At 63.5% G+C, this 21741-nt stretch carries 20 protein-coding genes and 1 tRNA gene; 9 read left to right on the forward strand and 12 right to left on the reverse strand.

Translation table 11 applies throughout. The features are described from left to right. Window positions 1-65: 65 nt before the first annotated feature. A complete protein-coding gene (locus ABID58_RS29730) occupies window positions 66-1070 on the reverse strand; it encodes an ABC transporter substrate-binding protein (protein WP_354036393.1) in 1005 nt (334 codons plus the stop codon). A gap of 33 nt (window positions 1071-1103) precedes the next feature. After that, a complete protein-coding gene (locus tag ABID58_RS29735) occupies window positions 1104-2468 on the reverse strand; it encodes an FAD-dependent oxidoreductase (protein WP_354036395.1) in 1365 nt (454 codons plus the stop codon). 112 nt (window positions 2469-2580) lie between these two features. Between ABID58_RS29735 and ABID58_RS29740 the strand changes: the two genes are divergently transcribed. After that, the gene (locus tag ABID58_RS29740; RefSeq protein WP_354036396.1) at window positions 2581-3465 is read left to right on the forward strand and encodes a LysR family transcriptional regulator; all 885 of its coding nucleotides are present in this window, start codon (window positions 2581-2583) and stop codon (window positions 3463-3465) included. A 17-nt stretch (window positions 3466-3482) separates the two neighbouring features. Here ABID58_RS29740 and ABID58_RS29745 read toward each other — a convergent pair whose 3' ends face one another. Next, on the reverse strand, window positions 3483-4286 hold the full coding sequence (locus tag ABID58_RS29745; RefSeq protein ID WP_354036397.1) for an enoyl-CoA hydratase-related protein: 804 nt from the start codon (window positions 4284-4286) through the stop codon (window positions 3483-3485). A 153-nt stretch (window positions 4287-4439) separates the two neighbouring features. Here ABID58_RS29745 and ABID58_RS29750 point away from each other — a divergent pair, with 153 nt between their 5' ends. Beyond that, complete coding sequence (locus ABID58_RS29750) at window positions 4440-5414, forward strand: ketopantoate reductase family protein (protein WP_354036431.1); 975 nt, start codon at window positions 4440-4442, stop codon at window positions 5412-5414. A gap of 3 nt (window positions 5415-5417) precedes the next feature. Here ABID58_RS29750 and ABID58_RS29755 read toward each other — a convergent pair whose 3' ends face one another. Together ABID58_RS29755 and ABID58_RS29760 are read right to left on the reverse strand one after the other, a co-directional pair. Continuing rightward, window positions 5418-6095, reverse strand: a complete 678-nt coding sequence (locus ABID58_RS29755; RefSeq protein ID WP_354036399.1) for an alpha/beta hydrolase family protein — start codon at window positions 6093-6095, stop codon at window positions 5418-5420. 25 nt (window positions 6096-6120) lie between these two features. Next, window positions 6121-6777 (reverse strand): TetR/AcrR family transcriptional regulator, encoded by a 657-nt coding sequence (locus ABID58_RS29760; RefSeq protein ID WP_354036400.1) that lies wholly within the window; start codon window positions 6775-6777, stop codon window positions 6121-6123. Window positions 6778-6851: 74 nt separating this feature from the next. On the opposite strand from ABID58_RS29760, the gene ABID58_RS29765 reads away from it, so the two are divergent. Next, on the forward strand, window positions 6852-7796 hold the full coding sequence (locus ABID58_RS29765; RefSeq protein ID WP_354036401.1) for an SDR family NAD(P)-dependent oxidoreductase: 945 nt from the start codon (window positions 6852-6854) through the stop codon (window positions 7794-7796). A gap of 134 nt (window positions 7797-7930) precedes the next feature. Beyond that, the gene (locus tag ABID58_RS29770) at window positions 7931-9076 is read left to right on the forward strand and encodes an acyl-CoA dehydrogenase family protein (protein ID WP_354036433.1); all 1146 of its coding nucleotides are present in this window, start codon (window positions 7931-7933) and stop codon (window positions 9074-9076) included. A 4-nt stretch (window positions 9077-9080) separates the two neighbouring features. Here ABID58_RS29770 and ABID58_RS29775 read toward each other — a convergent pair whose 3' ends face one another. The 5 genes from ABID58_RS29775 to ABID58_RS29795 form a co-directional block, all read right to left on the reverse strand. Then, the gene (locus ABID58_RS29775; protein ID WP_354036402.1) at window positions 9081-9737 is read right to left on the reverse strand and encodes a pyridoxamine 5'-phosphate oxidase family protein; all 657 of its coding nucleotides are present in this window, start codon (window positions 9735-9737) and stop codon (window positions 9081-9083) included. A gap of 10 nt (window positions 9738-9747) precedes the next feature. Continuing rightward, the gene (locus tag ABID58_RS29780; protein WP_210250916.1) at window positions 9748-10848 is read right to left on the reverse strand and encodes an Ldh family oxidoreductase; all 1101 of its coding nucleotides are present in this window, start codon (window positions 10846-10848) and stop codon (window positions 9748-9750) included. A gap of 145 nt (window positions 10849-10993) precedes the next feature. Further along, a complete protein-coding gene (locus ABID58_RS29785) occupies window positions 10994-11605 on the reverse strand; it encodes a helix-turn-helix domain-containing protein (RefSeq protein ID WP_187434921.1) in 612 nt (203 codons plus the stop codon). 114 nt (window positions 11606-11719) lie between these two features. Further along, window positions 11720-12937: an ABC transporter substrate-binding protein gene (locus tag ABID58_RS29790; protein WP_354036403.1), complete on the reverse strand. Its 1218-nt coding sequence runs from the start codon at window positions 12935-12937 to the stop codon at window positions 11720-11722. Window positions 12938-13215: 278 nt separating this feature from the next. Further along, window positions 13216-14196 (reverse strand): helix-turn-helix domain-containing protein, encoded by a 981-nt coding sequence (locus ABID58_RS29795; protein ID WP_354036404.1) that lies wholly within the window; start codon window positions 14194-14196, stop codon window positions 13216-13218. Between the two features lie 158 nt (window positions 14197-14354). Between ABID58_RS29795 and ABID58_RS29800 the strand changes: the two genes are divergently transcribed. Continuing rightward, entirely contained in the window at window positions 14355-15080 is a 726-nt protein-coding gene (locus tag ABID58_RS29800) for an alpha/beta hydrolase (RefSeq protein ID WP_354036405.1), read from the forward strand. A gap of 194 nt (window positions 15081-15274) precedes the next feature. Further along, window positions 15275-16885 carry an ABC transporter substrate-binding protein gene (locus ABID58_RS29805; protein WP_354036406.1) on the forward strand — a complete coding sequence of 537 codons (1611 nt, stop codon included), beginning with the start codon at window positions 15275-15277 and terminating at the stop codon, window positions 16883-16885. A 36-nt stretch (window positions 16886-16921) separates the two neighbouring features. Here the strand turns inward: ABID58_RS29805 and ABID58_RS29810 are convergent, their stop codons facing one another. Further along, a complete protein-coding gene (locus tag ABID58_RS29810; RefSeq protein ID WP_148751899.1) occupies window positions 16922-18061 on the reverse strand; it encodes an amidohydrolase/deacetylase family metallohydrolase in 1140 nt (379 codons plus the stop codon). 418 nt (window positions 18062-18479) lie between these two features. On the opposite strand from ABID58_RS29810, the gene ABID58_RS29815 reads away from it, so the two are divergent. Together ABID58_RS29815 and ABID58_RS29820 are read left to right on the forward strand one after the other, a co-directional pair. After that, on the forward strand, window positions 18480-19421 hold the full coding sequence (locus tag ABID58_RS29815) for an alpha/beta fold hydrolase (RefSeq protein ID WP_354036407.1): 942 nt from the start codon (window positions 18480-18482) through the stop codon (window positions 19419-19421). A gap of 16 nt (window positions 19422-19437) precedes the next feature. Next, window positions 19438-20943, forward strand: coding sequence for a GMC family oxidoreductase (locus ABID58_RS29820; protein WP_354036408.1), 1506 nt, complete (start codon window positions 19438-19440; stop codon window positions 20941-20943). 88 nt (window positions 20944-21031) lie between these two features. On the opposite strand, the gene ABID58_RS29825 is transcribed toward ABID58_RS29820, so the two are convergent. After that, a tRNA-Arg gene (locus ABID58_RS29825) sits at window positions 21032-21108 on the reverse strand. Window positions 21109-21269: 161 nt separating this feature from the next. On the opposite strand from ABID58_RS29825, the gene ABID58_RS29830 reads away from it, so the two are divergent. Beyond that, the gene (locus ABID58_RS29830) at window positions 21270-21620 is read left to right on the forward strand and encodes a VOC family protein (RefSeq protein ID WP_354036409.1); all 351 of its coding nucleotides are present in this window, start codon (window positions 21270-21272) and stop codon (window positions 21618-21620) included. Window positions 21621-21741 lie beyond the last annotated feature (121 nt).

A 21741-nucleotide genomic window follows, 5' to 3' on the forward strand; every position in this document is an offset into this window, starting at 1 on the left:
GAGATTCTCAGGTGCGCAAGTGCGCACCGTAGTTCTCGCTTCGCGAGCCCCGGAATGACTACGGGTTAGTCCGCCTTCACAAAATCCTTGGCGATGATCGTATTGGCATCAAAGCCCTTGTCAGCAAAGCCCTGCTCCTGGAGCCATTTGATCTGGTTGTCGACGTTCTTGACGTCGAGCTTGCCGTCCGGATCGATATAGGCGCAGTTGCCGACCACCTGCTCGACCGGCAGGTTGGTGTATTTTGCGATGATCTCCAGCAGCAGCTTTGTCTTGTCGTTGATCGGGGCAACACCGTCCTTCATCGCGGCAAGGATGACGTCGTGATATTCGCGATCGGCCTTGGCGAGCACACCGAGAAATTTTGTCACCAGCACCTTGTTGGTCAGCGTCTTCGGCGAGGCGAACACCGCGCCCAATTGCCAGGGCGTCTCGTCGCCGACCCAGCCCAGGAATTTTGCACCGCCCTCGTCCATCAGCTTTCGCGCCGTCGAGATCGGCAGCAGCGCCGCATCGACGGTCTCGCCCTTCAGCGCGGCGGCTGCATTCGACAATGACTGCAGCGGCACGATCTTCACCTCAGCGAGCTTGAAGCCGTATTTGTCGGCGAGCAGGCCGAGCGAATAATGGAAGCTCGAGCCGACCTGGGTCACCGCGATGCGCTTGCCCGCGAGGTCCTTCGGCGTCTTCAGGCCGCTCGCATAGGCGTTGTTGCTGGCGAAATAGCCGATCAGGGGATAGCCGGCCTTTTCGCGGCTCATGCCGCCGATCACCTTCAGCACGCCCTTGCCGGCGAGATTGTAGAGGCCGGCGGTGAAAGCCGTGACGCCGAAATCGACGTCGCCCGAGGTCGTGGCGACCGCGATCGGCTGCGCCGCGTCGAAGAATTTCAGCTCGACGTCGAGGCCGGCTTCGCGGAAATAGCCCTTGTCCTGCGCGATGAAGACCGGCGCGGAGGACGACAGGCGGAGCACGCCGATCCTGGCCTTCAGTGCGTCTTCGGCCCGGACCGTGCCCATCGCCATCATCGCCAAAAGGCCAGCTGCCGCGAGCCGCGCAATCCCGATCATCCCGCTTCCTCCAATGGTTCTTCTTGCAGTCCGTTACAGGCCCTCGGGCACCGGCTGGTCCCGCCCGATGAAGGCGCCCTGTTGTTTCAACGTTTCCTGCAATAATTCAACCGGGATTTCTCGTGGAATCCGATTTCCGGACAGCGCCAGGGCGGCTGCGGAACCGGCCGCCTCCCCCATCACGAAGCAGGCCCCGGAAACCCGCGCCGCCGACTGCCCCTCATGGGTCATCGAGGCGCAGCGGCCGGCGACCAGGAGGTTATCGACGCCCTCGGGCAGCAGCATCCGATACGGCAGCTCGTTATAGCCGCGCGATTCCGGGATCGGCGGGAAGGTGAAGACGACGTCCCCGGGGACATGGGCCTCGATCGGCCAGCCATTGACGCCGATGGAATCCTCGAACGAGGCGCAGCCGAGCACGTCCTCGCCGCTGAGCTGGTAGCCGCCCTTGATGCGGCGGGTCTCGCGGATGCCGAGTTGCGGCGGCAGATCGACGATGTAGGATTTTTCAAACCCCGGCACAGTGCGCAGGAATTCAAAGGCTGCGAGCGCCTGCTTGCGGCCCTCGATCTCGCCGCGGGTGAGATCGTCGGGCTCGACGCCGTTGATGGCGTGGCCGTCCTCGCGCGCGATCTGGGTGAAATTCACCCGCCATTCGATGCCGGATTTTTGCGGCCGCACGATCGCACTCTTGCGTGGGAATTTGTGCGTGCCGGCGGCGGTGGCCTGTTCCATCAATTGCGGGATGGTCCGCCAGGCATCGCCGGCCTTTGCGGGGTCAATGCCGTTGAGACGAAGCATCATCGACGGGTACATCGGATGGCCGTGCTCATCGCCAATGTCGAACGGCGCGCCGGCCCAGACTGCGAGATCCCCGTCGCCGGAGCAATCGATGAAGATCTCTGAGCGCACCGCCTGCCGGCCCGCCTTGGTCTCGACCATCAGCGCGTCGATACGGCGGTCATCGCCCATCACAACACCCGCGCCGAGTGCGTGGAAGAGGATGTGGACCTTGTGGCTCACAAGCAGCTCGTCGGCTGCGATCTTGTAGGCCGCGGTGTCATAGGCCTGGGCAAACACCTTGCCGAGGATCAGATGTGGCGTGTTGAGGCCGTTCAGATGATCGATCCGCGCCAGCAGGTCAGACGCCATGCCCTGCACCAGCCGGTGGGCCTGGCCAAAGACATTGCCATGCAGACCGCAGAAATTGGTGACGCCTGCCGCGGTGCCCATGCCGCCGAGAAAGCCATAGCGCTCGATCAGCAGCGTCTTTCGTCCGGCGCGCGCTGCGGATGCCGCCGCCACAATGCCGGCCGGGCCGCCGCCGAGCACGACGACTTCGTATTCGCCGTAAAGCGGCACCTGGCGCGCTGGTTCTTCGATCGTCGTGGCCCGCATGGCGCGTCCTATCCCTGAAAATCTCTTGCTTGGCCCGACTATGAATTAACGCGAGACAGGCTACAATCCACCAATATACGCGATCAGCTTTCTCGAATCGAGAAAGGTCGACATGGATATCCTGGTAAACCTCCAAGCGTTCCTCGCCACGGCAGATGCAGCCGGATTCTCCGCGGCCGCCCGAAAACTCGGTGTCTCGACCTCTGTGGTGGCCAAGCGCGTCACGCAGCTGGAAGCGCGGATCGGCACGCCGCTGTTTCAGCGCTCGACCCGGCAAATGCGGCTGACCGACGCCGGTCAACGCTATGTGCATCGCGCGCGCGGCGTGGTCACCGACGCCACCGATTTGCTCTCGCGCATGGGCGAGAAGGGCCACGATCTCGTCGATCATCTCCGTATCAAGGCACCGACCTCGCTGACGGTGGCGCGGCTTGCGGACGCGTTCAGCGCTTTCCAGACCCAGAACCCGCGATTAAAGCTCGAGATCGTGCTGATCGATCGTCCGGTCGATCCCGTCACCGAAGGCTTTGACATCGCGATCGGCGCCTTTCCGCATTCCTTCGGCGGTGTCGTCGACGAGCCGCTGTGCGCGCTGAAGCGGCTGCTCTGCGCCTCACCGGCCTATTTGAAGAAGCACGGCACGCCAAGGCATCCGCGCGACCTCGTCGAGCATCGCTGCCTCAGCTTCCTGCCGACCGGTCCGGAATGGATCTTTGACGGACCGCGCGGCCGCGTCAGCATCCAGGTCAGCCCGCTGCTTTCGTCCAACGAAGGACATGTGCTGGCGCGCAGCGCGATCGCCAGGAACGGCATCACGCTGATATCGCACTATCTCGTCGCGGATGCCTTGCGCGACGGCACGCTCAAGCCCGTGCTGCGCGATTTTCCAATTCCCGAGCTGTGGGTGAAGGCCGCGATCCCCGAGCGGCGGCGCAATGCGGCGGCAGTGCAGGCGCTGCTGGCGCTCCTCAAGACGTCACTCGCTACGTCGCTGTGAGGCTGGCCGCGCAACCGTCACGTCTTCCCGCCGCCCCAGTTCGCCGCCCGCTTCTCGGCGAACGAAGCCAGCCCCTCCGCCGCCTCCGGGCTCTGGCGCTTGAGCGAATGCAGTTGCACGAGCCGCGCGTACGCCGCATCGTCCACGGCCATTCCGCCGAACGAGCTCTCCAGCGCCAGCCGCTTGGTCTCGGCCACGGCCTCCGGTCCGTTGGCGAGCAGCTGCTCGACCACCTTGGCGCCGGCGGTTTCGAGATCGGCGAGCGGCACGACGTCATGGACGAGGCCGATGCGGCGGGCGTCTTCGGCGCCAAAGCGTTCGCCGGTCAACGCGTAACGGCGGACTTGCCGTACACTCATGGCATCGCAGAGCTGGGGGATGATGATCGCGGCGGTCAGACCCCAGCGCACCTCCGTGATGGAGAACAGGGCGTTGTCGGCGGCGATCACGACATCGCAGGCCGAAATCACGCCGGTGCCGCCACCAAAGCAGCCGCCCTGCACCAACGCGACGGTCGGGATCGGCAGCGTGTTGAGCCGCTGCACGGCCTCGAACGTCGCCCGGGACGCCGCCTCGTTCGCATCAGGCGATTGCGGCCGCACGCCGTTGATCCATTTGAGGTCGGCGCCGGCCTGAAAGTGCTTGCCGTTGCCCCGGAGCACGACAACACGGAGGTTGGGCTTTTTGCCGAGATCGTCCATGGACCCGAGCACGCCGGCGATCAGGGCGCCGTCATAGGCGTTGTTGACCTCCGGGCGATTGAGCGTGACGGTCGCAACCCCGCGCTCGTCGAGGGTCCACAGGACAGGGCTGGCAGTCATCGGCGATCCTCCGGTCTTATTGGTTGCCGCGCACTATGGACGAGGCTGTAGACCCCGATCCATATCTTTCCGGCGTGGGGCGGCCGCGCCCATCGCATGGCGGCTTGTGTCATGCTGGCGTTGGGCGACATCAAGGATCAGGACGGGACATCTATGCGCATCTGCATTTTCGGCGCGGGCGCCGTCGGAAGCCATCTCGCGGTCAGGCTCGCGCGCGCCGGCCACGAGGTCTCATGCGTAATGCGCGGCGCGCATCTCGAGGCGGTGCGCGCCAATGGCCTGAAGTTGCGCGTCGGCGATTCCGAGGTCTCGGCCAAGGTGAACGCCTCGGGCGATCCGGCCCAGCTCGGCCCGCAGGATGTGGTGATCTCGACGCTCAAGGCCACGGCGCTGACCGGACTGGTCTCCAGCATCAAGCCGCTGCTCCAGGACGACACCGCCATCGTATTCGCCCAGAACGGCATTCCCTGGTGGTACGGTATCGGCCTGCCGCCGCGACACCCGACGCCGCCGGACATTTCCTTCCTCGATCCAGGTGGACGTCTGTGCGCCTGCATCCCGAAGGAGCGGATCATCGGTGGGGTGGTGTTCTCCTCCAACGAGGTGACCGCGCCCGGCGTCGTGCAGAACCTGACGCCGGACCGCAACCGCCTCCTGATCGGCGAATGCGACGACCGCAATTGCGAACGCATCACGAAACTCCGCGGCGTCTTCAATGACGCCCGGCTGGAATCGCCGCCGGTGGCCGAAATCCGCGAGGCGATCTGGTCAAAGCTGCTGACCAACATGTCGCTGTCGGTGCTGTGCCTGCTGACCGGACAGACCGCGCGCGGCGTGCGCGACGACCCCGCCTTCGCCGAGGTCATTCCGCGCATGCTGAACGAGGCGAACGACATCGCGCAGCACTTCATCCCCGAGGTCAAGCGCGTCACACGCAGCGGCCCCGCCCCCAATCACAAGCCATCGCTGCTGCAGGATTACGAGCTCGGCCGCGCCATGGAGATCGACGTGTTGGTGAAGGCGCCCGCCGCCTTCGCGCGCACCGCGGGCCTGTCGACCCCGACGCTCGACCTGATCGCTGCACTCGCAATCCAGAAGGCGCGCGACAAGGGGCTTTATTCGGCCTGAGCCTCAGGCGAGTTGGTCAATCCAGGCCGTGAGCGTGTCGAGCACTTCTGTGAGCGCCCCATCGTTGGTGCGGCCGGACTTCTTCAGCACCGCGAAGGAGTGGTCGCCGCCTTCGACCTCATGCAGCGTCGCCTTCGCGCCGAGCGCCGCAACGACGGGCCTGAGAAGGCCGAGATCGGCGAGCCCGTCGCGCGTGCCTTGCAGGAACAGCATAGGAATCTCAACCTGGGCGAGGTGCTCGGCCCGTTCTGTCGAGGGCTTCTTGTCGGCATGCAGAGGAAAGCCGAGGAAGGCGAGCCCTTTCACGGCGGGCAACGGCCTCTTCGCTTGCGCCTGCGACGTCATGCGTCCGCCGAACGATTTTCCGCCGGCGACGAGCGTCACGCCTGGGCACAGCCGCGCCGCCTCCTCGACCGCCGCGCGGATGGTGGCGTGCGCGACCGCAGGCTGGTCGGGACGGCCCTGCTTGTTTTCCATGTAGGGAAAATTGAAGCGGAACGTCGCGGTGCCACGGTCCGCGAGCCCCGCCGCGACCTTCTCCATGAAGGAATGCCGCATGTCGGCGCCCGCGCCGTGTGCCAGGACGTAACAGGCGCACGCATTGGCTGGCTGCATCAATGTCGCCGAGACCGTCCCGATCCGTTCGATGTCGAGCTTGAGCTCTGTCGCCTTGGCCGTCATGATGCGTTCACCCCTCGATCTGCATCTAGCGGCGTGCGGCGCCCGCCGGCCAGAGATAGTTCAGGACGTGATTGAGCGTCGTCATGATCTCGCGGTATCCGGCCTCGCTGCTCAGCGAGCCGAATTTCTCCTCCAGCGCAAGCTTGGCAAAACCGTGGACGGTTGACCAGGCCGCCGCGGCCGCGGTCTTCGCCTCTTTCGGCGTCCCGCCGACGAGTTCGGCGATGATGGCCTCGAACTCGCGGCCAGCCGCCCTGCTCGCCTGCCTGAGGCGCGAATCGTCCGCGACAAGGCGTTTGTTGGCAAACATCATCTGGAAACGACCGGGATGCCTCAGCGCGAATTCAACATAGGCGAGGCCCTGGGCCTGGAGTTTTTCGCGCGCGCCCTGCTTGCGAGACGCAGCATCCCGCAGCGCGCCGGCAAGCGCGTCATAGCCGCGGATCGCCACCTCCGTCAGCAGGCCCTGCGCATTGCCGAAATGATGTGACGGTGCGGCTGGAGACACGCCGGCGCGGCGGGCGGCCTCGCGAAGCGTAAAGCCTTCGGCGCCGTGCTCGGCAAGAATGGCCTCGCTCGCCGCAATCAGGGCCTCCTGAAGCTCACCATGATGATAGCCGGCCTCAAGCTTCGGAACCCTGGGGCTCGGCTTGGCGCGCGCGGGCGCATTCGGTTTTGTCATGCCTAACTTGACACTGTTCAGATTGCGGGCTATCCATCTTAACACTGTTTAGACGGAGCGGTCGGGAGTTCGAAATGACCGAAATGCAGCATAGCACCGCAACCTCGCGCGTAAAGCGGCGTCATCTGGTCGGCGGTGCCGCACTCGGCATGCTGGCGAGTGCCATCGGCGGCCTTGCCGGCGGCATGGCGCTTGGCCAGGGCGCGACGCCGCCGCAGCAGAAGCCGAGCGGCAGGCGCCGCTTCGTCGAAAAGACCATCATCGTGACCGGCGGCACCTCGGGCATCGGCCGCGCCGCTGCGTTGATGTTCGCCGCCGAAGGCGGCAGGGTCGTGTTCTGCGGACGCAATGTCGAACGCGGGGCCCGGGTCGAGGAGGAGATCAAGGCGGGCGGTGGCAATGCGTCGTTCGTCCGGGCCGACGTCCGCAAAGAGGCCGAGGTCAAGGCCCTGGTCGACAAGACGATCGATCTTCATGGCCGCCTCGACGTCGCTTTCAACAATGCGGGCATCTCCATCGAAAAGCCCCTGCATCAGTACAGCGCTGCCGAGTTCGATGACGTGATCAATACCGACCTGCGCGGCGTTTTCCTGTCCATGAAGTACCAGATTCCGCACATGCTGCAGAACGGCGGATCGATCGTGGTCACCTCGTCGTCCAACGCCATCGCCACGACGGCGAACCGCTCCGCCTATTCCGCGGCCAAGCGCGGGCTTGTCGGCATGGTGCAGGCCGCTGCACTCGAATATGCCCAATACGGCATCCGCATCAACACCCTGATCCCCGGCACCACGGATACCCCGTTCATCCGCCGGCTCGCCGGCATGGAAAATCTTCCCGATGCTGCCTGGCACGTGGCCATCGCGCAATGGGCCAAAACCCATGTTCCGGGAATGCAGCGCGTGGCGAGCGCGGAGGAGGTCGCGGCGTTCGCACTCATGCTCGCCTCGGACGATCATCCCTACGCGACCGGCGGCCAATTCATCATCGACGGCGGCAAAACCGCGCAGGCAGGATAGGCCAACGGCCGGCGCAGCCTCAAGACACAATCATGGGCGGCCGCCGCTGGCGTAGCAACGCGGCGGGCTTGCGCCCGCCGCTGGCCTTGTGGCACGGCTGGGCGGGCGCATCGCCATCAACGACCGAGGCCGCCATGTCCTACCGCTCCTCCTGGATGACCGAAGAGCTCGACGTCTTCCGCGACCAGTTCCGGAAATATCTCGCCAAGGATCTGGCGCCGCATGCCGGGAAATGGCGCGAGCAGAAGATGGTCGATCGCTTCGCCTGGCGCAGCCTTGGTGAAATGGGCGCGCTGCTGGCGAGCGTCCCGGAGGAATATGGCGGCCTGGGCGCGACCTTCGCCTATGACGCAGCCGTGCTGGACGACCTCGAAAGCACCGTGCCGGAGCTGACCACCGGCGTCTCCGTGCACAGCGCCATCGTCGCTCATTACATCCTCAACTACGGCTCGGAGGAGCAGAAGAAGCGCTGGCTGCCGAAGATGGCCTCGGGCGAGATGGTCGGCGCCGTCGCCATGACCGAGCCCGGCACCGGCTCGGACCTGCAGGCCGTCAAGACCACAGCGAAGAAGCAGGGAAATTCCTACGTCATCAACGGCCAGAAGACTTTCATCACCAACGGCCAGGCCGCAGATCTCGTCATCGTGGTCGCGCGCACCGGCGAGCTAGGTGCCAAGGGCATTTCGCTGATCGTGGTCGAGACCGCGGGCGCCGACGGCTACAAGCGCGGGCGTAACCTCGACAAGATCGGCCTGCACGCTTCCGACACGTCGGAACTGTTCTTCGACAATGTCACGGTGCCGCCGGAGAACCTGCTCGGCAACGAAGAGGGCCAGGGTTTTGCCCAGCTGATGCAGCAGCTGCCGCAGGAGCGCCTGGCGCTCGCGGTCGGCGCCGTCGCCTCGATGGAGCGCGCGGTCAAGCTCACCACCGAATACACCAAGGAACGGAAGGCGTTCGGCAAGGCGCTGATGGATTTCCAGAACACCGCCTTCACGCTGGCCGAGCGCAAGACCGAAGCCATGATCGCCCGCGTCTTCGTCGACTGGTGCATCGAGCGCCTGGTCGCCGGGGATCTCGACACCGTCACCGCGTCGATGGCGAAATACTGGTGCTCGGACAAGCAGGTCCAGACCGCCGACGAATGCCTCCAGCTGTTCGGCGGCTATGGCTACATGCAGGAATACCCGATCTCGCGCATCTTCATCGATTCCCGCGTCCAGAAGATCTATGGCGGCACCAACGAGATCATGAAGCTGCTGATTGCAAGGTCGCTGTAGTCGGCTATTTCGTCGATGGCCTCTTGTAGCGTTTCGCATAGTCCGGCGTGGAGATGCCCGGCTTGAGATCTCCGCAATTCCGAGGCTCGCCGGCCATCAGCTTCAGCGGTACGACACCGGCCCAGAGGTCCAAGGCATGGTCTTCCTCGGGATCGACCACGCCGTGATTTCGGATCTTCGCCGATGCCTCGGAAATCGGAAAACGGAGGAAGACCGTTGCAGCCAGCTCCTTTTTCTTCGGCGGGCGAACGATATGACCCGGCATAATGTCTTCGACGAAGGCTGCGACCAGGCGTTCCTTTTCGTCGGGATCTACGATCTTCTCGGCCGTGCCGAAGATCATGACAGAGCGATAATCCATGCTCATTCCGAATCCGGACCTGCCGGCCACGACTGAATCGACCAGCGTGACGGTGATGCAGGCCGGCGCGCCATCCGCCAAGGCGGTGAGAAGCTGGTTGTTCGGACTGCCGTGAACATACACATGCTCGCCGACACGGATGATCGCCGTCGGAATGACGCGCGGCCCGCCCTCCGTGGCGACGCCGATGTGGCACACCAACGCTTCATCAAGGATGTCGTAGATAACCTGGCGATCATAGGCTGCGCGCTCGGGGCGCCGGCGTACGCGAGTCTTCTCCGTGGGGGCGATGGTCGTCACGACATATCTCCTACGCGGGCTGATGGGCCATCATGGGCTTGCTGTGCGTGAGGTGATCGCCCTCGTAATCGTTTCGCTCGTCGACGCGCTTTCCGGCGATATAGGCCTGGATTCGGTCATGGAGCGATACGGGCACCTTGACGCCCTCTTTTGCCGTTCGCTCGCGCGCCTCGTACCTGCGATCGGAGGGAAGTCTCGCCCCGTCCTGCTCCAGCATCCGCGAGAACAGCATCTCTGAATGCTTGAGCTGCGCGATACGGTCGCCGTTTTCGACACATCGGACCGGGTCGATGGCGATGATCAATTCACCGCCGCAGGGAGCGCCGGTGTTCGCCTTGTCGCGCTCGCCGGCCTCGAAGCTGAGGACGTCGCCGACCAGCGGCCCGGCCAGCAGCTCGACCATCATAGCGATGTTCGAGCCCTTGAAGCCGCCGAACGGCAGTTGCGCGCCGGCGAGTGCCTGAGCCGGATCGGTCGTGGGCCTGCCGTCAGGACCGATGGCCCACCCCTCCGGAAGCATTTTGCCGTCGCGCAGTCGAAGCTGGATTTCTCCTCTCGCGGAGGCGCTCGACGCCTGGTCGAAGACTACGGGCGGCTTATCATGGCGCGGCCAGGCGAATGCCATCGGATTGGTTCCGAACAGCGGCTTCGTTCCGCCCGCGGGCGCCACGTAGGGGCTTGCCGCGACAAACGCGAAGCCGACCAGTCCGCGGTCGGCCAGCCGCTCGACCTCCGGCCATAGCGCAGCGACATTGAGCGCATTCGTCACCGCAAGCACGGCAATGCCGTGCTCCTTCGCCTTGTCCGCCAAAGGCTGGTCACCGCGTTCAAGCGCCAGCGGGGAGAAGGAGTATTTCGCATCGACCTTGATCACGCTCGGCGTCAGCTCGACAAGAGAAGGCTCTGCCTCTCCGGACGCCTGCCCCGACAACAGGCCGTTCATGTAGAACGGCAGCCTGAACAGGCCGTGGTGACGGCACTCATCCCGCTCCGCCGCAGTGACGGTATTGGCGATGGCCTGGGCGTGGATCTCATTGAATCCCTGCGACAGCAAAGCCGCCTTGGCCGAGCGATGGACGTCGCCGAGCGACATCTGAACGAAATTTTGCATGGAGCCTGCTCCTTGTGTGGCGGCCGGAGAGCAACCCGGCGACAAAGTTCAATATCCACAAATTTGCATGATATGCAAATTCATTCGCAAGGCAATTTGCGTCCAAAGGACGGGCGGCAGGCCGGCAAGGCTCAGGAGGACTCGATCAAGGCGACTTGGCTGGCGGCAGGTGGATGACGTCGGACGGTGTCACCACCATGAGCATCTTGGCCGGCTTCTTGCCGACATTCCTGCCCATATGAGGCTTATCGCCGAGCAGATGGACGCAATCGCCTGCATCCAGTGTCAGCCGGTCGGACCCGATCTGGAATTCGATCCGGCCCTCGAGGATATAGAGGACTTCCTCGCCTTCGTGCGAGAGGAGCTTGACGTCAATCTCCGACGTAACCGGAAACTCGAGCAGAAAGGCGTTGAGCTTGGGTTCAGTCAGATCGCCAGAGAGCCAGTGGTAATCGTAACCATTTGCTGACATTTGCTCTGAATCGTTGCGGTCCTTCTTCCTCGACACCGAATAATGCTTCGGGACGTAGGCCTCGTTGGTGTCCTCGAAGAGGTCCCGCAGAGGAACGTTCAAACGGGTCGCGATCGAGATGAGATTCGCGATGGAGGTCGCGGTCTCACCTCTTTCGATTCGAGAAAGATAGGCGGCCGACAGATTGGTGTCGGCCCCCAATTGCTGCAACGTGAGTTTACGAAGTTGGCGCGCCTCTCGAATTCGAAGTCCGAGCTGACGCGCGACAAATCGCGCCTGATCCAACACGCGCTCCCTAGCCTCTTGGAACGTCTCAAGGTTGGCTCTAGAGGCAATTTGCCGGACATGCAAGATTAGAGAGGCGTCTACGGATCTTCGGCCACAGGCAGTTGTCGCCTGTTATTTGCGAACCAGCGGGCACTCGCTCTGCTCAAGGCTCGGGAACGCCTGATCCGCGGGAATTGTCGCCAGAATCTTGTAGTAGTCCCAGGGTGCCTTGGATTCCGACGGCTGCTTGACCTCGACGAGATACATATCGTGCAGCATCAGCCCGTCCTCCCTGACCTTCCCATTCCGCGAAAAGATGTCGTCAACGGGAAGCTCCTTCATCTTGGTCATCACAGCCTGTCCTTCGTCGGTCTGCGCCGCCTCGACCGCTCGCAGATAATGCCGCACCGCCGAGTACACGCCGGCTTGAGTCATGGTCGGCATGGCGTTCCGCTTTGCGAAGAACTTTTTGGACCACGCCCGCGTCTCCTCGTTGCGGTCCCAGTAAAACGCCGTCACGAATTTGAGGCCCTTGGCGGCCGCCAGGCCAAGCGAATGGACGTCGGTGATGAACACGATCGGCGCGACAAGCGATTGGTCGGCGATGCCGAATTCGGCGGCCTGCTTGATGCCGGTCGCCATATCCGCGCCCGCGCTCGCCAGAGCGACGACTTTTGCCTTCGACGATTGCGCCTGTAGCAAATACGAGCTCATGTCTGAGGTATTGAGCGGATGCCGGACTTCGCCCAGGACCTGCCCTTTGCCTTCCGAGACGGCCTTGCGGATATCGGCGGCAAATGCCTGTCCGAAGGCATAATCCACCGTGACCAGGAACCAACTGCTGTAGCCCGATTTCACGAGCGCCTTCGCCAGTCCGTATCCGTTCGAGTAGCTGGTATAGACCCATTGGGCTGATGTCGCCGAGCAGGACTTGCTAGTGAAATCCGACGAAGCCGCCGCGATCAGGGTGACCTTGTCACGATCCCTGGCCAGCGATTGAACCGCGAAGCCCACGGACGAATTGGAGAAATCGGCGATCACGTCGACGCCGGCGCGATCGAACCATTCGCGCGCCTTCGCAAGCCCGATATCCGCCTTGTTCTGGTGATCGGCAGACAGCAGCTCGATTTTCTTGCCAAGGACGGTTCCGCCGAATTCGTCGATGGCCATCTGTGCAGCCACGACGGATCCCTGCCCGGAAAGGTCGGCGTAAGGCCCCGACTGGTCGTTTAAAATGCCGATCGTGACGACATCGTCGGATATGCCGGGCCCGGCAAACGCCGGAAGGGCCGACAGGACCAGCGCCAGCCCTCCGAGGGCCGCGCCGCGTGCGAAATTCGTTCTGAACATGGATCAATCCCTTTCTATCCCACTGGACAGCATCTTCTTACTGCAAATTTGCACTATATGCATAATTGCACAAAGGACATTTTTTGAGCGGCATGTCCAAAGATATGGCGCTGGGCAGGATTTGACGGTCCGGGGGCACCCCGCATCAGCGGCTCGCGCAGATCCCCCGCGCAAATTTCACGGGCACGGACCCAGTGCGGCCGAACGGCTGTCGGCGGCAGGCGCCGCGCCTTTGCAATTCTATCGCGAGCAGGTTTAGGCGCCGCTGACCCGCGCCCTCACCGGCTGCGCCAATCCCGCGGCCGGCATCCAAAGCGCTGCTTGAAGCGCGGGGCGAAGTGGGAGAGATCGGAAAACCCCCAATCGAAGGCGATCGTGCCGATCTCGCGGCCGGCAAGCGCCGGATCCTTCAGCTCGGCCGCAGCGCCATCAAGGCGGCGAGCCATCACATAGTCCGAAAACGTCGTGCCGGAGCGCTCGAACAGCTTGTGGACATAGCGCTCGCTGATGCCGACCGCGCCCGCGACCGCCGCGACCGTCAACCCAGGCTCGCGCAGCCGCTCGTGAATGGCCCGGCGTAGCGCCAGTACGGTGGCATCCGCGAAGTCTGCGGCTTCCGCCGTCTGCGCCCGCGAACGTCGCGACAGGCTGAGCGCAACGAGGTCGAGCAGCACGTCGAACAGCCGAACGCTGTCCTCCTCCGCCATCCGCAATGCGCCGGCATTCAGGGAGCGCGCGGTCTCGATGATGAGATGACCGACATGGGGATCGTCGGAGACGCGCTCGGCCCTGAAATCGAACGAGGCCGGCAGCCGGTCGCGCAAGGCACGCGACGGCACCCAGAACGAAGCGACCTCCAGCGTCGGACCGCGATCGTGCAACAGCGTCACCTCGCGGTCACTGTCGACGATACCGACCTGGCCCCGCGACAGGCTGACCTCGCGGCCGTCCTGAAGCATGCGGCAGCGCCCGGCGAGCTTGAAGTTGAGATAGAAGCAGCTCTCGCGCGAGGCTGCGATGTCGGCACGTGAACGATTCACGGTGTGCTCGGGAAACACCACCCGGTTGATCGCGCCGGCGCCGAGCCCGATCGTCTCCACCTTGGCCGGGAAGCGTGACGTCGTCGCCGATTCCGGCGTCAGGTTCATGAAGGCCTGGCAGATCGCCTCGCGGTAATAGGAAAACTGCTCGTCCAGCCGCGTCTCCGCGGTGTTCCAGATGACGTGCCGCGGCCGGCTTGTAGGATCGACCTGCTGCATCGGTTCACTCCGAGACCAATCCGGTTCACTTCCAGCCAAGCGGAAATTGGCCCGCCGGTTCACGCTTCGCACAACAAGAATTGTCTCCCGCGCCTCGCGAGCGCCGCAAAGGACCCAATTCATGTTGATCTAACCACATCCTGCGGAGGAGCCACAACATGTCGTCCTACGTTCTCGTCCACGGCGCCTGGCATACCGGTGCCGAGCTCGAGCCTGTCGCGGCCCCGATCCGCGCCGCCGGCCTTCAGGTCTACCTGCCGACCATCAAGGGCAACCGCCCGGGTGACGCCAAGACGACGGGGCTTAAGGAAGCGATCCAGTCGATCGCCGACTATCTCGCCGAGAACAATCTGAAGGATGTCATCTTGCTCGGCCATTCCTATGGCGGCATGATCATTACCGGCGTCGCCGATCTCGCGCCCGAGCGCATCCGCCGCCTGGTCTACTGGAACGCCTTCGTGCCCAACAATGGCGAGTCGCTCAACGACATGGTGCCGCCGCACTATATCGGCCTGTTCGACGCGATCGCGGCCGAACGCGGCGACGGCTCGGTGGTGCTGCCGTTCCCGATCTGGCGCGAAGCCTTCATCAACGATGCGGATCTCGAGACGGCGCAGCGCGCCTACGACGTGCTCAATCCGCATCCGCTGAAGACCTTCAGCGACAAGATTGCGCTCAAGACCAACCCGGCCGAGATGCCGCTGGCCAAATCGTACATCAACTGCACCGAGGACACCGCGCTGCCGCACAGCTATGGCTGGCATCCGCGGCTCTCGGAGAAGCTCGGCCTGTTCCGCCTGGTGCAGGTGGCGGGAAGCCATGAACTGTGCTTCTCCGATCCAGCACGCCTTGCCAAGGCGATCATGGAAGCAGGACGCGACTGACGCGCGCCAGTCCAAGGCAAGACGACTTTTGGCGATTGCTGCATCGCAGGCTTCGGCGGCACAGCCCTTGCTCGGTCTACCAACGATTTTCAGATTGGTGGGAGCAAGCCTGCTTGTCACGCCTCGCTCCCCGCCATACGCTGCCCGTCATCGGCAGCCGCCATCTGATCTCGTTTGCATCGGGAGAATTGCGAATGGTTTACGTCTCTCGACGGAAACTGCTTCAGCTTGCGGCCGTTGCCCCATCGACACTTCCCCTGGCCTGGTCGTCGGCTGCATCGGCCGCGAGCGGAAAGAAAGTCCTGACTGCGGTGATGCAATCGGACCTTCGCATCACCGACCCCGGCTTCACGACGGCCATCATCACCCGCGACCATGGCTACATGGTCTACGATACGCTGCTCGGCATCGATTCCAGCTTCAAGGTCCAGCCGCAGATGGCCGACTGGACGGTGTCCGCGGACAGGCTGACCTACACCTTCACCCTGCGCGACGGCCTGAAGTGGCATGACGGCGCGCCGGTGACGGCGGAGGATTGCGTCGCCTCGCTGAAGCGCTGGGGCACGAGCGTCGACGGCATGGCGCGCAAGCTGGTGGACTTCACCGCGGGCATCGAAGCCGCGGACGGCAAGACGATCGTCCTCAAGCTGAAGGAGCCCTATGGCCTCGTGCTGGAGACGATCGCCAAGCCGTCGGCCGTTGTCGCCTTCATGATGCCGAAGCGGTTGGCGGAGACCCCGATCACCAAGCAGATTCCGGAGCAGATCGGCTCCGGCCCATTCAAGTTCGTCGCGAGCGAATTCCAGCCCGGCGTGAAAGCCGTTTACGAAAAGAACACCGACTATGTGCCGCGCAAGGAGCCGGCGGAATGGACATCGGGCGGCAAGGTGGTGAAGGTCGACCGCGTCGAGTGGCTGACGATGCCGGACGCACAGACCGCGCTCAACGCGCTGCAATCAGGCGATGTCGATTTCGTTGAAACGCCGCCGTTCGACATGCTGCCCGCGCTCGAATCCAATCCGGACATCAACGTGTCGATCCTGAACAAGTTCGGATTCCAGTCTTTCGGCCGGATGAACTTCCTGCATCCGCCGTTCGACAATGTGAAGATCCGCCGCGCCGCGATGCTTGCGATCAACCAGAAGGACGTGCTCGACGCGCAGATCGGCAATCCCAAATACTACAAATTCTGCGGCGCATTCTTCATCTGCGACACGCCGCTCGCCAGCGACGCCGGCGGCGAGACCCTGGTCAAGGGCAACGGCATGGCGGACGCCAAGAAGGCGTTGGCCGAGGCCGGTTATGACGGCACGCCCGTGGTGATCCTGGCGCCGACCGACCAGATCCTGCTGAAAGCGCAGCCAGTCGTGGTCGCACAGCTCCTGCGCGAGGCCGGCTTCAAGGTCGATCTTCAGGCGATGGACTGGCAGACCGTGGTCACCCGTCGCGCCAACCAGAAGTCGCCGAAGGAAGGCGGCTGGAACATGTTCTTCACCTACCAGGGCGCGGCCGACTCCTTGAACCCGCTGGTCAACGTCCCAATGGGCGGCAAGGGCACGAGTGGCGGCTGGTACGGCTGGTCCGAGGACCCCAAGCTCGAGGAGCTGCGCGACGCCTTTGCCCGCGCCACCTCACCGGAAGAGCAAAAGAAGATCGCCTTCGAAATACAGAAGGAGGCCTACGATCAGGTGATCTACGTTCCGCTTGGCCAGTTCCAGGCGCCGAGTGCATGGCGCAAATCGCTCACCGGCGTGATCGACGGCCCGGCGACGCCGATGTTCTGGAATGTGGACAAGAACGAGTAGTTTCCTCTCCCCGTTCTCACGGGAAGAGGCAAAGCCCTAATTCGGATGCCACCAGCGGCCGCCGATGACGACGCCTTCGGAGACGATCTTGCGATCGCCGATCAGGTGCTCGCCGACCACGTCCTCATAGTCGAACTGGCCTTGCTTGACCGAGATCAGCGTGGCGTCACCGACGCTGCCCGGCTTGAGGCTGCCGAGCTCGGGCCGCCGCAGCGCCATTGCGGCGTTCTCCGTCGACGCCGCAATCACGTCCGACAGTGACATGCCCATGCAGAGGAACTTCGACATCGTCGTCACCTGATCGAAGGCCGGCCCGTCGATGCAGAGCTGATGGATGTCGGATGAGATGGTGTCCGGATAGAAGCCGTTGGCGAGCATGGCGCGCGCGGTCTTGAACGCAAACGAGCCCTTGCCGTGGCCGATATCGAACAAGACGCCGCGCTCGCGCGCGTCCAGCACCGCCTTCTTCACCGTGCCTTGCGCGGTCGCCGGCGTGTTCGGGAACGGGCGGAACGCATGCGTCAGCACGTCGCCGGGACGCAGGCGGGCCAGCACCTCTTCATAGGTCGGGGGCGGATGATCGATATGCGCCATCAAAGGCATGCCGACCTCGTTGGCGACCTGGAGCGCGATGTCGAGCGGCACGGTCCCCGATGTGCCCGAGGAGTGCAGTCCGACGCGCACCTTGATGCCGACGATGAGATCGCGGTTGGCATCCGCGACCTTGGCCGCATCGATCGGATTCATCAGCCGCAATTCCTCACTCTCCCCGACCATGATCCGGTGCGAGAAGCCGAAAATGCCGGCATGGGAGACGTGGAGATAAGCGAGGATGCGGACCTGGCTCGGCTCGATCACATGCTTGCGGAAGCCCGCGAAATTACCGGGGCCGGCGCTGCCGGTGTCGACCGAGGTGGTGACGCCGGAGGCGCGGCAGAATTCCTCGGCATCGATGCCGAGCGAAGTGCCGCCCCAATAAACGTGGGTGTGGAGATCGATCAGGCCCGGCGTCACGATGAGCTGCGAGACGTCGCGGACCTCAGTCGCCGGATCCGCCTTGAGCCCGCTGCCGACGGCGGCGACCTTGCCACCCGAAAATGCGACATCCGTCACGGCATCGAGCTTCTGGGACGGGTCGACCACACGGCCGCCGCGCAGGATCAAGTCGAAAGGCATTGTCGTCTCCGGATGGGCAGTGAGGCGTGGCGGGACGTGCCGGGCCAGGCCAGGAAGGAAGCCGTTCGCTTCTAGCAATTTTTGCGCCGACGAGCCCAGCAAACCGCGACGATAGCCCATGCAAAACGCACCGTCTCGGGACCTCTTGCGGACTGCCGCTCCGACGGTTCACCGGCGAAGAACGTCAGGAGCTAAACAGCGTTTCAAGACATCGTCGATCTGGTCTGAACCGAGGAAGCTTGAGATTAGAAAGTTCATTGTTCCAACAAGCCTTGTTCCAACGCATCGGTTTGCCAGCAGCCACAAAGGCACGATCGAATGGTGATCTGGTGCATCGATCAAGCCATGCGTGAACTTCCATGACGGCTCCAAGCGACCATCTCTCGGTTATCTCAGGCAGCTCGCAAGGAGAATTTCGATGGAGCCACAGACCATTCAGCGGACAACGCCGAGCGCACCTTCCGATAGGATCGGGCACCGGAAGGCAAAAGCGAACGGGCTCGATCTTCACTATCTCATCGCGGGCGAAGGGCCCGCTATTCTTCTGCTACATGGGTTCCCGCAGCATTCGCTGATGTGGCGGCGGGTGCTGGCGACGCTTGCGTCCGACCATAAGGTCATCGCGCCGGACCTTCGCGGCACCGGAGGAACGACCATCACGCCTGCAGGTTACGACAAGCGGACCATGGCCGCCGACGTGCAGCAGCTTCTAAGTCAGCTCGACCTCCAGCATATCGATGTCGTCGGCTACGACCATGGCGCCGGGGTCGCCTACCAACTCGCGGCACGCTATCCGGGTCTCGTGCAGCGGCTTTGCGTCATCGAATATGCGCTGCCAGGTTTCGGCTATGAGCAGGAAATGGCGCCGAGGCCGGATCGAAACGCGGGCAGCGCCTGGCAGCTTGGCTTCTTCACGATTCCCGAGGTGGCCGAGCACTTCATCCGAGGCCGCGAGCGGGACCTGCTGACATGGTTTTTCTGGCACGCTGCCTGCAACCCGTCCGCGGTAACTCCGGAAGACTTTGAGGAGTATGTGCGCCAGATCTCGAAGCCTGGGGCATTGCGTGCGGGCATCAACTACTACGCTGCCGTCTGGCAGGACATGGAGGACCACAAGGAAGCCTCGCGCACAAGGTTAAACATCCCCATTCTCGCGCTGGGCGGCGAGTGCAGCTATGGTGAGCATGTCTTCGACGCCTGGGAACCGCTTGCCCACGATGTGCGAGGCGGCCTCATAAGGGACGCTGGCCACTGGCCTGCGGACGAAAATCCGGCAGAGGTCGCTCGTCTTCTTCTGGATTTTTTCCAGCGTAGGGACGAACCGCCGAATCCAGAGCGAGCCCCTGGTTCGCGCCACTAAACACACGAGGAACGCGATGCGTTATGACATCGTCATCATCGGCGGCGGATCAGCAGGCTGCGTCCTTGCCAACCGGCTCAGCGAAGCTTCGGCGCGCACCGTCCTGCTTCTCGAAGCGGGCGACGCGCCGCGCGCGACCGATTATCCGCCCGCGCTGGCCGATGCGGACAGGCTGGGCGGCGGCGCAGATTACGACTGGGGCTACCGCAGCGAGCCCGGCCGTCTCGGTTGCACGATCGCCGCCCAGGCAGCACGAGTTCTCGGAGGCGGATCGGCGATCAATGCCGCGGTCGCAAAGCGGGCGCTGCCCGCGGACTTCGCCAGATGGCGGAAGCATGGTCTCCGAGACTGGGACTTCGCACAGGTCCTTGAATGCTATCGGGCGCTGGAGAATACGCCGACCGGCGCAGATGAATGGCATGGACGCTGCGGCCCATTTCCGATCCGTCAGCCCTCGCCCGCGGACGTCGCAACACCGCTCCGCGCTTTCGTCGAGGCCGGCAGGGAGGCAGGCTTCCACGCCATCGACGACTTCAACGGACCAGTGCAGCATGGCGTCGGCATCGATCCGATGAACGTCGTCGATGGCGTCCGCCAGAATACGGGCATCGTCTATCTGCCAGATAACGTGCGATCCCGCGCCAACTTGACGATACGCGGCGGCGTGATGGCTGATCGCATCGAGTTTGATGGCTCGCGTGCAACCCGCCTCCGCCTCGCTGGCGGAGAAGCGGTCGAAGCCGATGTCTTCATTCTCTGCGCGGGCGTGTATGGCAGTCCGGCCATTCTCATGCGCTCCGGCATCGGCCCAGCGGGCGACCTCGAGAGACTTGGAATCGATGTGGTCGCGGACCTTCCTGTCGGGAGGAGGCTGCTCGACCATCCCTTTTACTACAATCGATATGCCCTGAAAGCCGAGGCTGGGAAGATGCATCCTGCCCGCGCCGCGACCATTTGGACGCGGTCCGCTGAGGCTGCTGACGGCGCGCTTGATCTCCAGGTCACGGCGTCAAACTTTGAGGGCCCCGAGAGTCCGACGAGTCGCGGGCTTACTCTCGCTGTGGCCGTGACGGAACCGAAATCGGCCGGCACCCTCATGCTGAGAAGCCGCGACCCGCTCACGCCGCCGGTCATCGATTACAATCTCCTGGCTGATCCGAGCGACCGTCGCCGCATTGTCGAAGGATTTGGATTAGCCCGAAGAATCGCTGGCTCAGCGCCGCTTGCCGAATTGATCGACCACGAACTTGTTCCTGGTGCCGAGATCATCGACGGTGCCGCAGCGTTACAGGCGATTGAGCGGGAGCTCGACACCTTTCATCATGGCTGCGGCACAGTTCCGATGGGGGGCAATCGCGATCCAAATGCTGTGGTCGACGGCGCAGGCCGCCTGCGTCACGTTGAGAGGCTCGGAGTGATCGATGCATCGATCCTCCCGGAGATTCCTTCGACGCCCACCAATCTCACGGTCATCATGCTGGCCGAACGTCTCGCGGCTGCCGCCGGCGATCTACTCCGATAGTGACGCGCCTTTGCCAGTCCGATGCCTCATTCAGTCGCTCGAAGCTCTCGCTCTGGGGGTTGAGGCTCGGCATCAACAAGCGACAAAATGGCGATCCCGGGAAGACTCGAACTTCCGACCTACGGTTTAGGAAACCGTCGCTCTATCCGGCTGAGCTACGGGACCGCGGAACCCGCTCGGCGGGTTCGGCCCCCTCATAGCAGAGCAGGATGCAGTTCGCCAGCCGCAAGGCGGGACCGGCAATCTGGCGCTCGGCTCATCGTAAACCTGCGCTTGGCGGCTGTACAATCGGCTCCAAGCCCAAACTCTGGTTAGGAGCCGCCATCATGATCGAGGGCATCAGCGCCATCACTCTCGCCATCCACGACATGCACCGTGCTGTGCAGTTCTACCGCTCGCTCGGATTCGAGATCCTGCACGGCGGTGAGGCTGCACCATTCACGAGCTTTCGCGCCGGCACGGGGTATCTCAATCTGACTGTGCAGCCGGACAAGCGCTGGTCCTGGTGGGGGCGTGTCATCTTCTACGTCGCCGACGTCGACGCGCTCTACGAGCGAGCGCTGGCAGCGGGATGGCAGCCGAGCACCACGCCACGCGATGCCGAATGGGGCGAGCGCTACTTTCATCTCACTGACCTCGATGGTCACGAGCTCAGTTTTGCCCGGCCGTTGTCCTGACCGGATGAGGCTGCCGCAATGTCGCTCAGCCTTAGTCTCAGCGCACTCGGCAATGTCCGCACCGAAACGCTGCGCGCGTTTTCGGCAGCAGATATGACAAAAGATCATCGGCAAGATGCTC

The sequence above is a fragment of the Bradyrhizobium sp. S3.2.6 genome (assembly GCF_040546885.1).
GTDB classification, from domain to species: Bacteria; Pseudomonadota; Alphaproteobacteria; order Rhizobiales; family Xanthobacteraceae; genus Bradyrhizobium; species Bradyrhizobium cytisi.

Coding starts and splice junctions, on each gene's coding strand:
- ABID58_RS29735 (WP_354036395.1), bottom strand. CDS start 2,468: ATGCGGGCCACGACGATCGAAGAACCAGCGCGCCAGGTGCCGCTTTAC.
- ABID58_RS29810 (WP_148751899.1), bottom strand. CDS start 18,061: ATGCCTTTCGACTTGATCCTGCGCGGCGGCCGTGTGGTCGACCCGTCC.
- ABID58_RS29745 (WP_354036397.1), bottom strand. CDS start 4,286: ATGACTGCCAGCCCTGTCCTGTGGACCCTCGACGAGCGCGGGGTTGCG.
- ABID58_RS29755 (WP_354036399.1), bottom strand. CDS start 6,095: ATGACGGCCAAGGCGACAGAGCTCAAGCTCGACATCGAACGGATCGGG.
- ABID58_RS29770 (WP_354036433.1), top strand. CDS start 7,931: ATGTCCTACCGCTCCTCCTGGATGACCGAAGAGCTCGACGTCTTCCGC.
- ABID58_RS29780 (WP_210250916.1), bottom strand. CDS start 10,848: ATGCAAAATTTCGTTCAGATGTCGCTCGGCGACGTCCATCGCTCGGCC.
- ABID58_RS29750 (WP_354036431.1), top strand. CDS start 4,440: ATGCGCATCTGCATTTTCGGCGCGGGCGCCGTCGGAAGCCATCTCGCG.
- ABID58_RS29800 (WP_354036405.1), top strand. CDS start 14,355: ATGTCGTCCTACGTTCTCGTCCACGGCGCCTGGCATACCGGTGCCGAG.
- ABID58_RS29830 (WP_354036409.1), top strand. CDS start 21,270: ATGATCGAGGGCATCAGCGCCATCACTCTCGCCATCCACGACATGCAC.
- ABID58_RS29760 (WP_354036400.1), bottom strand. CDS start 6,777: ATGACAAAACCGAATGCGCCCGCGCGCGCCAAGCCGAGCCCCAGGGTT.
- ABID58_RS29805 (WP_354036406.1), top strand. CDS start 15,275: ATGGTTTACGTCTCTCGACGGAAACTGCTTCAGCTTGCGGCCGTTGCC.
- ABID58_RS29740 (WP_354036396.1), top strand. CDS start 2,581: ATGGATATCCTGGTAAACCTCCAAGCGTTCCTCGCCACGGCAGATGCA.
- ABID58_RS29730 (WP_354036393.1), bottom strand. CDS start 1,070: ATGATCGGGATTGCGCGGCTCGCGGCAGCTGGCCTTTTGGCGATGATG.
- ABID58_RS29790 (WP_354036403.1), bottom strand. CDS start 12,937: ATGTTCAGAACGAATTTCGCACGCGGCGCGGCCCTCGGAGGGCTGGCG.
- ABID58_RS29815 (WP_354036407.1), top strand. CDS start 18,480: ATGGAGCCACAGACCATTCAGCGGACAACGCCGAGCGCACCTTCCGAT.
- ABID58_RS29820 (WP_354036408.1), top strand. CDS start 19,438: ATGCGTTATGACATCGTCATCATCGGCGGCGGATCAGCAGGCTGCGTC.
- ABID58_RS29795 (WP_354036404.1), bottom strand. CDS start 14,196: ATGCAGCAGGTCGATCCTACAAGCCGGCCGCGGCACGTCATCTGGAAC.
- ABID58_RS29765 (WP_354036401.1), top strand. CDS start 6,852: ATGACCGAAATGCAGCATAGCACCGCAACCTCGCGCGTAAAGCGGCGT.